Source organism: Bartonella sp. PS7NMGDW, from assembly GCF_042193585.1.
GTDB lineage: Bacteria > Pseudomonadota > Alphaproteobacteria > Rhizobiales > Rhizobiaceae > Bartonella > Bartonella grahamii.
The window spans coordinates 1-11735 of record NZ_JBHILX010000021.1 but is presented as its reverse complement, the minus strand read 5'-3'; the positions used below and the strand labels follow the sequence as shown (position 1 = coordinate 11735).

General features: G+C 36.8%; 5 protein-coding genes. All 5 read right to left on the bottom strand.

The features are described 5' to 3' along the window. Positions 1–243 precede the first annotated feature (243 nt). Positions 244–3327, bottom strand: a complete 3084-nt coding sequence (locus ACFIKJ_RS08085; protein WP_375670446.1) for an autotransporter outer membrane beta-barrel domain-containing protein — start codon at positions 3325–3327, stop codon at positions 244–246. Positions 3328–3459: 132 nt separating this feature from the next. Further along, positions 3460–4680: an autotransporter outer membrane beta-barrel domain-containing protein gene (locus ACFIKJ_RS08080; protein ID WP_375670445.1), complete on the bottom strand. Its 1221-nt coding sequence runs from the start codon at positions 4678–4680 to the stop codon at positions 3460–3462. 145 nt (positions 4681–4825) lie between these two features. Then, complete coding sequence (locus ACFIKJ_RS08075) at positions 4826–7237, bottom strand: autotransporter outer membrane beta-barrel domain-containing protein (protein WP_375670444.1); 2412 nt, start codon at positions 7235–7237, stop codon at positions 4826–4828. Positions 7238–7890: 653 nt separating this feature from the next. Beyond that, complete coding sequence (locus tag ACFIKJ_RS08070; protein ID WP_375670443.1) at positions 7891–10368, bottom strand: autotransporter outer membrane beta-barrel domain-containing protein; 2478 nt, start codon at positions 10366–10368, stop codon at positions 7891–7893. Positions 10369–11537: 1169 nt separating this feature from the next. Then, on the bottom strand, positions 11538–11735 hold a 198-nt coding region (locus ACFIKJ_RS08065), incomplete at its 5' end, for an autotransporter outer membrane beta-barrel domain-containing protein (protein WP_375652059.1).

The following is an 11735-nucleotide window of genomic DNA, read 5'->3' as shown; positions in this document are numbered from 1 at the left end:
TGTGCTGTAAAAACATCATCGTTTGAGGTGTGGTGTAAGGTATAAAAACTTTATGCATGGGGTGTTTTGATGAGAGAATGCTATGGTATTCAGTTTTTTATTCAATATGTAAAAGAAACATTATAAGTCAAAATCTTCTTTAATGTGATAATGATTTTTGAGAATTAAAAAAAATATAAGTTTAAATATAAAGAGCAGCACAAAGTTCTGCTCTTTATATTTAAGTTAAAATTAGCTTCTGCTTTAGAAACGATAACGTATCCCGCCAGACAAATTGGTGCCAGATACTCCGGCTTTTTGCAGTTTTTGCCGATAGCTGATATCGGCGTTTAATACAATATTTTGAGAAAGATATGCATTCACCCCCATGCCTCCCTCAACTGAAGAGCCGGTAGGATCAACATGAAAGGTATCAGCAATTTTTATGGTTTTACCATCACCAAAAGCTCTGATCACATTCATTTTACCATAGAAGGAGACAGCCTTATTTTCTTCAGCAGCCATTATAGTTTTTGTTAAACGTCCACCAATCCGCACCAACCATTGATGCGGGTTGCCCATGTCTACTTTTAAGCCATCGGCATCTGAGAAGATATCAAAAATGAGATTTTGATAAATGAATTGTGCTTGTGGTTCAAATACCAATCCTTTTGTGTTGGTTGCTAATTTCTGACCAATGGTTGCAGATATATTAAGCATCTCAGTACCATCCAGTTTTGCGGCATTTCCAACAAGAGCTGTGGTAATATTTCCTTTTAACTTTCCGTAAGAAAGAAGTGTGTTTACATATATACCATTGCTATGTTGGATGCTGCTGTAAGCGGCAAGAGACCATTTATCAAGTGTTGTCTTTTCAGAATCTTGCATCTCTTTTGGCGTAAAGGCAAGTTTTCCGTATGTTCCTAAAAAACCAAAATGTGTGCTTATGTCTTTGCCTTCCGAGGCGGCTAATATGGCACCCAGTTGTAAAGCAGTATAGTTTACATCAGCACCATAACCGTAATGCAGTGGATCGCGGTTGGAAGATAAGGTGACTTTCTCGCCGTAGGAAGAGAAAAAGATACCATTCTTTTTATTGTCTTTTGCCCCAAATACTGTTGTTCGCATATTGTCTAACAACGTGTTTTGATTGCTGACATCAGTAAATCCAGCAGAAAATAAAGTATTAGATATGGTTAAATAGTTTGCTACCTGTGGTAAAAGTGCTCGAACTTTTTTATCCTTATCAATGTAGGCATTCTGTAAGCGGAAATCCCAGAAATTACTGTTCTTACCAAAAAGGTTTTGGCTCTCATGAGATGTTCCAGGTTTATAGCCTGTAAGTACATACTTATAAGGTTGTTTCCCTATTGTCATATAGTTTCCTGCTAACGTGAAGGAATTTTCGTTTGCTTGTCCGGAAACTTGAATGATTGAAATCCCATGTGTCCCTAAAGGAAGTGACGCCATGTGTTCTCCCCAAACAGCAGAGCTATCGGTTGTTTTTTTATCTGTTTTTCGGAGATTGATGTGAACAACAGTACGGCCTGAGACATCACCATTAATCACAATGCGATCGGTCTGTTGCTCCGTGATAGGAGAATGTTTATTCCATTGAGTATTTACATAAATTTCTGCAACACCTGTTGCACTGTAAACCGCTGCTGTATGAGCTATTTCATTTCTTTTCGGAAGATTAGGTCCTATAAACAGAGTTTGATAATGTCCTTCCACTGGTTTGTCAAACATAATGACACTGTCTGTAAGGCGCAATCCAGAAAGGTTAGAGTATGATTTTTTATCAACACCAAACTGTACATGGTCATCTGAAACATTATCATTATTTTGGGCGTTTTTATTCGCCTTTAAAAGCCATTTTGTCCCCTCTTTTAGATCAAAAACAGTTCTATTATCTTTAGAAGTTCTCACTCCACCTTCTAAAGAAGAGTGGTTAGAAACCAGTGTAAGGGTGTTTGTGAAAGCATTTTCGTTTTTTATATTTTTTAATAAAATATCGGCATGAATTTCTGAATTTTTAAGGCTGACTTCACCGTTTATGCCTGTTCCATAAAGGTTGATACCTCTACCATGTTCAACAAAAATCCTTGTATTCTCTAGAGTTACTTTATCGGCAATATTGGCTCCATCTTGTTCTTGAACGGCGTTGGCATTCCTTTCAGCATTGCGTGTATATCGTTTTCTAGGGGCACTATACGGATTGTTGCGGAAAATAATACCGTCCACTTCATGATTACCCGTGACATGTACGCTTGAATCTTTCAGTTTGATTGTTCCCTCTATGTTTAGCAAACCAACTGTTTCTGCTGTTACAGTAATACCTGTAGCATCAATTTCTCCACCATCTGATACACTTAGCGCAACAAAACGCGCATCAACTGTTCCCCCTATCATGTTGATTTTTGAATTATTGCCCTCTGCATGTACAGCAAAACCATTGTCTTGAATTTTTTTGTTATATAGCGTTATGGTCTTACCGTTTTCAGCCTCAATTCTGGAGCTTATATCCTCAATTTGTGTAGACTTTTCAGGTTGTTTTATTGGTGATATTGGTTTTTTAAGCTCTGATTTTTCAGATATTTTTTGTGCAGAGGCAGATTGTACGGGCGCTGGTTTTACAGATTTTGGCGGTACCGGTAATGCTGGTTTTCCAGTTTCTGGTCTTAAAGATATTGGCTGTGCGAGTTCTGGTTCTTTAAGCGTTGGCGATAGCTTTGTTGTCGGTTTTGTAGGTTCCGCTCTTGTAGGTTCTAAGTTTATAGGTGTTGGTTGTAAATTCGGTGAAGTTTGTGGAGGTTCTGACTGTGAGGATACAGCAGAATTTTCGGGCATTTTTTTTCTGGAAGAGTTTGTAGAAGAGGTGGAAACACCTGAACGTCTTCTAGATTTTACTTCCATTCCTGCTGTTGGAGCTATTTCTGTCGTTGGAGACTGTGTAAGAATATCTTGTGTGGCTGTAGGGTTAGATTGTACACCTTCTGCCACTTTAGTCTTTGATGTTTGTGTATTTCCTTGGCTAAGATTAGAGTTTTGTTTTGAAGAAGAAATTGTATTTCGAACTAAATTTCCTTCAAGTTGGGTTGTGGAAGGTAGAGTGCTCGTAGGAGTAGGCGTTGTAGATTCACTCTTTGTAAGAGGAGGGGGTATGATCGTTCTTGTAGAGCTAGATGTTAAAGGTGGATATGAAGATGATGCATTTGAATGAGCGGGTTGTGGAGACGGGAGATCTATTGTAGGTTGTGCATTCGTATCATGAAGAGCATAAGACAAGCTGGTGGAAGAACAAAACAGAACTCCAGAAACTGTGTATAGTAAAAAACTTTTTTTCATATAGATGTATTCCTAAATATTTCCCCTCTCTCATAAAAGATAAAACTTTAACCTCATTATGTTTCTTTTGTAAGAGACAAAACGAAACATAATGAGAGTACTTTGTATTTCAAGATGCAAATACAAGTATTTTTAAAAGTGATAGCGCATTCCAGCGGAAATATTTATTGCAGATATGCCATCTTTTTTGAATTTATGTTGATAGCTGAGATCATTATGAAACTCGATATTTTCAGATAAGTGCGCCTGAATACCAAAACCACCTTCGATTAAAAATCCCATAGCAGCAAGCGGAAGGTTTTCACTAAAAGTTTTGATCGCGTTCAGTTTGCCGTAGAAGGAAAGGGCATGGCCTTTGTTTTGCGTCAAACGTCCGCCAATACGGAGCAACCATTGATGAGGTTTGCTTATGTCTATTTTAGAGTTATCGTCATCTGAGAAAGAGCCAAGCATGAGACGCTGATAAACAAGTTGTGCTTGCGGTTCTAGGATTACACCTTCCAAACTGGTTGACAGTTTTTGACCAACAGTTGCAGCAGCCCCTAATGTTTTACTATTATTTACTTTTGAGGTATGTTTGATGAAAGCTCTGGTGTTATTTTCTTTGAAAATTCCATAAGAGAGAAATGCATGTGCATAGAGGCCACTGTCATGTTGAATATTTCCATATGCAGTGAGTGACCATTTATCAAGCATTTTCTTATGAGAGCTTTCTTTGTTTTTAGGCGTAAAAGACAATTTCCCATATGTTCCGAAAAGACCAAAATTGCTGCTGATATTTTGATCGTATAGCGCTATTAATGTTGCTCCTGCTTGCAATGCAGCATAGCGAATATCTGCTTGAACACCATCTTGTTTTTCTTGAATGCTGGAAGAAAAGGTGCTCTTATTGCCATAAGTGGATAAGAAAACGCCTCTCTCTGGATGATCTTTGGGTTCAAACATCGTTATTTGCATGTTGTCTAACGAGATATTTTGATTGTTGAAATCAGAAAAACCGGCAGAAAACATCGCGATAGGCATAACTAAAGAGCTTTCTTTTTGTGGCATAAGAACTGTTCTTTTTTCTGCCAAATCAAGAGAAGCAGAAGTTGCGGCTGCTTCATTATCTGTAAGTTTAGAGGTGCTTTCGGTATCAGCGGTAGCGGTTCTCTTAACTTTTGTGGGTAATTTCACATGAGCTTTTGCGGATGTGTTAAGAGTCGTTTTCGATGCTTGTGTTGGTGTGTTTATTAAATCAATGGTATGGCGTGTTTGAGGGTTTAAGCCAGAAGCGGTACTGGTAGACGTAAAATTAAAAGAAGAAAAAAACAAAGCACAAGCGGCTGTACATAACAAAAGATTCTTATGCATAGAGATGTTCCTTAAGATATTTTCTTTGTTTTGCTAAAAATAAACCACTTTTTGACACACTACGTTTTTTGTAATGTAGTAAAATATAAGCAGCACTGTTTTCATCTCAGCGCTGCTTATGCGTCAAAATAGAGAGCTAAGATTTCTAAAAGCGATAACGCATTCCACCGGAAAAATTAATTCCAGAGACACCAGCTTTTTGAAGTTTATGTTGGTAATTAACGTCAGCATGAAGTGCGATATTTTTAGAAAGTTGCGCGTTAATGCCAAGCCCACCTTCAAGGGAAGAGCCCATAGAATCGAGATAGAAAGATTCAATAACATCGATAGTGCGCTTTTCACCAAAAGCTTTGATGACATTCAATTTACCATAAAAAGAAAGAACACGATCTTTTTCAATGGGAAGCATTGTTTTCGTTAAACGCCCTCCAATACGGACCAACCATTGATGAGGGGCCTTTATATTAACCTGGAAGCCATCAATATCTGAAAGAGTGCCAAATGTAATGTGTTGATAAATAAGTTGTGCTTGTGGTTCAAAGGACACTCCTTCAACACCAGTTGCTAGTTTTTGTCCAACGGTAGCTGATATATTTAATGTATCCGTATTATTTAACTCTGTGGTGTTGCCGATAAGGGCTGTTGTAATATGTCCGTTTAAAATGCCGTAAGAGAAAAGTGTATTAACATAGAGACCATTGTCATGGTGGAGGTTCCCATATGCCGTAAAAAACCATTTATCCAGTATGCTTTTGTCAGAACCTTCCATATCCTTTGGCGCAAAAGAAAGCTTTCCATATGTGCCTAAAAGACCAAGATTCGCGGTCATATTTTGATTTTCTAACGTTGCTAATGTCATGCCTGCTTGGATAGCAGCATAACGAACATCTGCACCATAACCATATTCTAATGGACTACGGCTGGAAGATAACGTTATCTTGTTGCCATAAGTCGATAAGAATATCCCTTTCTGTTTATGACCTTCTAATCCGAAAACTATTGAGTGCATATTATCTAACAGTGTATTTTGATTGTTTATATCAGCCAAGCCAGAGGAGAATATTGCATTATGCATAACCAAATAGCTTGCCATTTGAGGAACAAGAGCTTTGATCTTTCCTTCATCATCGAGAGTCGCACTTTGCAAGCGGAAATCCCAGAAATTCTCATTTTCTTCCAAGGGAGCTTGTCCATAGTTTTCTTTTTTAAGGGATGATGCATTGATATTTTGTGCATCTTTCTGTTTTGATTCTTGTGATATTCCGCTTAAATGACTTTGTGTCTTATCGGCTTTCCCACGGCTGGATGTTGGTCCATAAACATTGAGTATGTATTTATAAGGTAAGCCCTCCATTGTGGTGTAGCCATGGGCAAGTTTGAAGGAATCTTCATTTGCTTGCCCAGAAACTTGAATAAGTGAGAGCCCACGCATATTCAAAGGAATTGAATCTTCTTCATCATCGAATGGTTCTGCATGCTTTGAAAGATTGTTGAAATAGATCGTTGTGGTGCCTGAGACATCACCATGAACGAGAACACGGTCAGTTCTTTGTTGTTCTTTTGTAAGACCATTACTCCATTCTGTATTAAAGTAAATTCTTGCGTTCCCCAATGCATTGTAAACCGTTGTTGCATCGGAGCTTCTGTTTTGCTCTGCTTTTTGTGGATGTTTTCCTACATGCAAGGTTTGATAATGATTGTCTGCTAGTTTATGCGGAGCATTAAATATGATAGAGCTATTATTAAGGTTTAGGACTGAAACGATAGATTGTGCTCGTTGCTTAAGATCAAGGAGCTTATAATTAAATAGACTAAAACTATTTTCCAACTCAAATAGACTAATTTTTAAATGCCACTTGCTGTTATTGTTTAGGGTGAAAACCGTTGTATTTTGAGGAAGCGTTTTTGCTCTTCCTTCCATAATCGAATTATCAGCCTCTAATGTAAAAGTAGCAGGTTGAACCTCGAAGAAGGGTGAGACTTCATTTTTTAATAACATATCAGAACGAATTTCTGAGTTTTTAAGGTACGCTGCATTCGTTTTGGGATAATAAGGTCCGAAAATACCTACACCGTCGTTTACAAGAACTTTTGTATTATTAAGGATTGCTTTGTTTACAACTTCTTCTCCTTCTTTTATTGTAGAACTTGAAATATAACCAAAATTGATACCATAGGCTCTGCTGTGGCCTATGACCTTTAATGTTGAATCTTCAATATGGATTGTGCCGTTTGTGAGTGACAAGCCATGCCCTTCTGCCTCTCCCACAATTCCTTTGGCATTAATTTGACCACCTGATGTTGCAGAAAGCAAAGTAAAGCCTGAGTGCATTACTGAGTTTGTAATGGTAATATGACCTTTCTTAGCAACCACGGCATCATACTTACCACGAACAAAAACATTATGAAGGCTCTTCTCTTCTCCATTAGCTACTTGGACCGTAGGAATCTCAAGAGGTTGTTTATTTGCATAAGTTGGAGCAAAATGAGAAAAAATGAAAGTTCCAGCAATTGTACATAACAAAAAATTTTTCTTATAAATATATTTCTTACACATAGATATGCCTTTAATATTTGGTATGCTTTGATGCTTACTTCATTCCCCTAATGGCGCAAGTACCCAATCAGTTTTTATATCATTATATTTTTATTGTAAACAACAAAACGAATATTATGCTTTGTTATTTATCGTTTAAAAATTGGTCTTAGAAGAGCTTTTAAAATAGAAAGCGCAATGCAGCGAAGATGGATTTCAGAAAACCTAGCTTGATAAGTATTTTTGTTTTAAAGTGCTAAGGATCAAAATATTTTACAAGGATGTTTATTGCTTAAGGCTGTTGTTATGAAAACTCTACAAAGTTTTTGGAGAAGATTTGTTGTGCATTTACAAAAATCGTTCAGTTGTTTTTCTTGCATATAGAATTATTCACTATGAATTTTTTTGATGTAAAAAAGCTAAAATATTTTGTATTTTTTACCGATATACAAAAATTTTTATAAATCAAAAAGGCAGTTCTCTTGAGACTTCAGCAGTCATTGAGAGATAAGGAATTTTGTTGCATTTGGTTTGAATGAAATTAATCCTTTCGAGAAAGCTGTATAGAAAGAACCGTTATTGATGACTCTTTACGATAGATTGCAAAAAAGCAGTACATTCGTACTGCTTTTTTATTAAAAATGCATAGACTATAAATTGTTTTTTGCCTTTTCTTAAAACTGATAGCGTATTCCGCCTGAAAAGCTTGCTCCAGATATACCAGTTTTTTGAAGCTTATGTTGATAGTTAACATCAGCATGAAGGGCGATATTTTGTGATAATTGTGCATTCACACCAAGTCCACCTTCAACAGAAGCCCCCATAGAACCAAAGTGGAATGATTCACCAATCTGTATGGTGTCATTGTTAGAAAAAGCTTTAATAATATTCAATTTACCATAGAGAGAAAGAATACTGCCTTTTTCAATAGAAATCGTCGTTTGTGTTAAGCGCCCACCAGCACGCACTAAGTATTGATGAGGATTTCCCATATCTACATCAAAGCCATCGACATCTGAGAATGTGCCAAGCATGAGACGCTGATAAACAACTTGTGCTTGTGGTTCAAAGACCAATCCTTTTGTACTGGTTTCGAACTTTTGTCCAATGGTCGCCGATGCACTGAATGTATCAGCGTTTTTCAATTCTGCAGTCTTTCCTATGAGAGCTGTGGTGATATCTCCCTTGAGCATTCCATAAGAAAAGAGAGCATGGATATATGCACCATTATTATGGCGCAGTCCACTATATGCAGAAATTGACCATTTATTGAGTGTACTCTTGTCAGCACCTTCCATATCTTTTGGGGTGAAAGCTAATTTCCCATATGTCCCGAAAAGACCCAAATTGGTGGTTATGTTTTGATCTTCTAGAGCTACTAATGTAAAGCCTGCTTGTAAAGCAGCATAGTGAATATCGGCACCATAGCCATATTGCAATGGCGTACGGTGAGAGGATAATGTCATCTTATTTCCATAAGTCGAGAAGAAGATCCCTTTGTTTTTATGATTTTTTTTCTCAAAGCCTGTTTTTTGTATCGTGTTCAGTAAAGTGTTTTGATTGTTTACATCAGCCAGTCCAGCTGAGAATAGTGCGCTAGGCATGGACAAATAGCTTGCCACTTGAGGAACGAGAGCTCTGATCTTTCCTTCATCATCGAGCGTTGCACTTTGCAAGCGGAAATCCCAGAAATTCTGATTTTCTCTCAAATGGTTTTGTGTGCTCCCTATTTGCTCAGAATTTGCCGTTGATTCACCTTTTATATTATCCTCAATCTTCAAAACCACACCACCTAATACAACGGGGGTCGTGTCGGTTTTTGAGGACTTTTCTTGTGATTGTTGAGTTACTTCTCCTAAATGGCTTTGTGTGCTCTCTGCTTCTCCAAGACGTGATGTTGGTCCATAGGCATTTAAGATATATTTATAAGGCAAACCGTCCATTGTGACATAGCCATTTGCTAGTTTGAAGGCATTTTCATCTGTTTTTCCAGATACTTGAATGAGCGACAGTCCACGCATATTCGCGGGAATAGAAGCTTCTTCTTTTGATGGCTCACCTTTTGAAAGACTATTGAAACTAATTGTCGTGGTGCCTGATACATCTCCATGGACAAGAAGGCGGTCCGTTTTTTGTTGTTCTCTTTTTAAACCATCACTCCATTCTGTATTGAAATAAATCCTTGCATTACCTGTCGCATTATAAACGGTTTTTATAGCGGAATCCCTGTTTTCGTGTGGTTTAGGGATCTCAATTGTTCGTCCTACACTCAAGGTTTGATATTGACCCTTTGCCAGCCTATGTGGCGCATTAAACACAATAGAGCTATTATTGAAGTTCAGTACTGAAACGGTAGATAGTGCTCGTTGCTTAATATCATGGAGTGCATAATTAAATGAACTAAAATCACGATTTATGTCGTATTGACTTACATTTAAATACCATTTGCTGTTGTTATTTAAATTAAAAACAGTTGTATTTACTGCTAAGGTTCTTGCTCTTCCTTCCATAATCGAATTATCGGCGGTTAATACAAAAGTCACAGGATGAGGATCTGAATCTGTTTTCTTTTTTACATTATTTTGTAATAGTACATCAGAACGAATTTCTGAATTTCTAAGTTGAACCTCGGCAACAGACTTTGAAGATGATGGTCCTAAAATACCGACACCATTTTCCACAAGAAGTTTTGTATTGTTAAGAATTGCCTTATTGATAACTTCTTCACCATCTTTCACAAAAACATCTAAAATGCTATGAAAAATAATACCGGATTGTTTTTTGCTTTCTATGAATGAATCTTCAATGTTAATGATACCGTTTGAAATCGATAGACCAGTGTACAAGGCATTGACGTTTACTCCTTTAGCATTAATACGTCCACCTTGTGATACAGCAAAAGCAAACGAAGCTGAATGTATTGTTGAGTTTGTAATTGTGGCAATTGCTTTTTCAGAGGCGTGCACTGCGCTCAATCCATTGCGGATAAAAACGTTATTAAGAGTTTTTTCTTCTCCTTTTTCCAGCTTAAACTCACTAATAATTTCAGGAGGTTGTCTATTTGCATAAGTTGGAGCAAAATGAGAAAAAATGAAAGTTCCAGCAATTGTACATAACAAAAAATTTTTCTTATAAATATATTTCTTACACATAGATATGCCTTTAATATTTGGTATGCTTTGATGCTTACTTCATTCCCCTGATGGCGCAAGTACCCAATCAGTTTTTATATCATTATGTTTTTATTGTAAACAACAAAACGAATTATAGTTATGGTGTTCTCTATGATTTGAAGTTTTTCTTAAGAAAAACTTTTTAATGATCATAAGAAGTCGGGAAAAATGGATTTCATAAAACCTAGCTTGCTCAAGCTTATGCTAAAAACACTATGAAGTATGATATTTAAAATTGTCTATTAAGGATAATCGTTATAAAAGCTCTATAGCATTGAGATGTATTATTTTATGCACTCACCAAAACGATCAGCAAATTTTCTCTGCTATAAGAAAAAGAGATGAGGGGGCTATTCACAGGCTTTCTTTAAAGAGACTTTTCTTTAAGGGTACCAAAGCTTATTTCGCGACGATGTGGTCATGAATGCTATAACGCTAAAGCCATAGAGTCTCATCATCTTTACGCTTACGAAGGAGCAAGCTGATACCTTTAAGCTTAATAAAAGAGCAAGCCCATCACACACTTTGCTAGCTCCTAATGTTTGTGACAAGCTCTTGGTTCTTGAGACAGTTCATTATAGGAGTTCTTAGGCTTTTCTTATATAACTTTGCTCCACACGCCAGCTCCGCTTGTAACGTGCAAGAAAATTTTTAATTGATTCAACATAAAACAAGTTTGAAATGAGAGAATCCTACGATATTCCGGACTCTCATTACAACATGTAAAACAAAGAATTATATTTATAAATCAATATATTATATGGAATGATAGGGATAAGCATTGTCAAAATGGTTTGCCTAAAAAACGGTACATGGAAATATAAATGAATTCTTACAGGGTGGTGTTAAGCTAATGGATTGAAGAAACAGATAGCAAAGGTATGAACAGAGAACTTCTTTTATCATTATCTTTTCCAATGTTGTTTTCTTTATATTGCCTAAAAATACACTTTGCTTAGCTGTATAGACAAATTCGATAATGAATATGCCGCGTGACTCGTGTAAATAGCAGAGAAGGAGATCATTGAGGAGAAAGAAAAAAGTTTTAGGGGATAAGAATAGTAGCTTACATAGATTAAAAAAGGCAGTATACTATACTGCCTTTTTATTAAATTGAATAGAATGAATAGGCTATTTACAGCCTTTCCTTAAAACTGATAGCGTATTCCACCTGAAAAGTTTGCACCACTTATACCAGTTTTCTGAAGCTTTTGTTGATAATTCACATCACCATGAAGGGAGAAATTGTGAGACAGTTGTGCATTGATACCAATGCCGCCTTCAATTGCAGGTCCCATAGGATCAAGGTCAAAGTCTCTACCAATATGAATGGTACCATCATCACC